This is a genomic window from Vibrio sp. 1978 (assembly GCF_033344345.1).
Map to the genome: position 1 here is coordinate 1 of NZ_JAWPOP010000102.1, position 1,289 is coordinate 1,289.

The following is a 1,289-nucleotide window of genomic DNA, read 5'->3' on the forward strand; positions in this document are numbered from 1 at the left end:
GACTGGCGAGCTGTTCAGTTTAAGGGTCTCAGGCGCGCCTCTTACCTTTAAAGCCGGCCAGTTCACCAAGCTTGCTTTGCTCGATGATGAGGGCAAGCCTATCAGCCGTGCTTACTCTGTGGTTAATGCACCAAGCGAGCAACACGAGTGGCTCGAATTCCTCATTGTGGCAGACCCTCAAGGGCAACTTTCTCCAAGGTTGCAAAAGCTAAAAGCGGGTGACCCTATTTATGTGGGTGAAACCGCGCATGGCGATCTCATTCACGACACTATTCCTAAGCAAGCGAGTGATCTATGGTTGCTTTCGACGGGGACTGGCATTGGCCCGTTTTTATCTTTGCTGGATGACATTAACCTGCTTCCTCACAATGATCGTATCGTGCTGGTGCATGGTGTTCGCTACGAAAAAGATTTGGTCTACAAATACCTGATTGAGCATCTTCAATTCCGATATGAAGGACGCTTAAAGTACGTGCCAATCGTGAGCCGTGAATCGTCACTCGGAAAACTGCAAGGTCGAATCCCAGAGCTGATTGCGTCTGGTGAGCTTGCCAATAAAGTGGATGTGCCTTTCTCTCCGCAAAGCAGCTTTGTGATGCTGTGTGGTAACCCAGAGATGATTAAAGATACCTTGCCTGTGCTGCAAGGGTTAGGGTTAGAAAAGTATCGAACTCGAACAGGCGGTCACGTTATCTATGAGCGTTATTGGTGAGTATCTACTCATCGCTGAAACCGAGATAACTAAGTTATATCGGTGTAAATTAAAAATCACTTTTGAGACATGATACGAATTTATAGACTTATCAATTGAGCACATATACAACAATGCCTAGACTGCGTTCACTGTTGTTGTAGGTGGTTATATGTACTCTTCAATTGCGAGCAAAATGCAGCGGCTTATAGGCGGTTTCGTTGATCTGTTCGTCGTCATTAGCGTTGTCGTTGTTATCGCGTTGGGTATCAATTTTTGGCTCTATGACTTCCGTTTATCCCTGCAAGAAAACTTCACGCTTGTTTACGACACCCACGCTGTGTATCTCCTCACTGTTCCCATTCTTCTCGTGATTAACTGGTATTGGTTGAAGGAAGGGCAAACCATCGGCATGCGTTTTGTTGGTATCAAAGTGGTGATGAAAAATGGTCGTGCCGCGACCAAAGTGACGGTTTCCATCCGGCTTGGCATCAGCTATCTACTCGAAATGTTTATTCCTGGCGTCCCGTTGGTGAACCTTGTCTTGCTTGCTTTTAATCCAGAGCGACGCTTGTTGCATGATTTCCTCACCAAGACA

2 protein-coding genes are annotated in these 1,289 nt (G+C 46.4%); both read left to right on the top strand.

Annotation, left to right across the window (positions count from 1 at the left end; translation table 11 throughout):
- Nucleotides 1-712: ferredoxin--NADP reductase (locus R8N49_RS24750; protein WP_318190169.1), on the top strand; the 712-nt coding region annotated here is incomplete at its 5' end.
- Between the two features lie 151 nt (nucleotides 713-863).
- Nucleotides 864-1,289 (top strand): RDD family protein (locus R8N49_RS24755; RefSeq protein ID WP_318190170.1); only part of this gene is annotated, 426 nt, incomplete at its 3' end.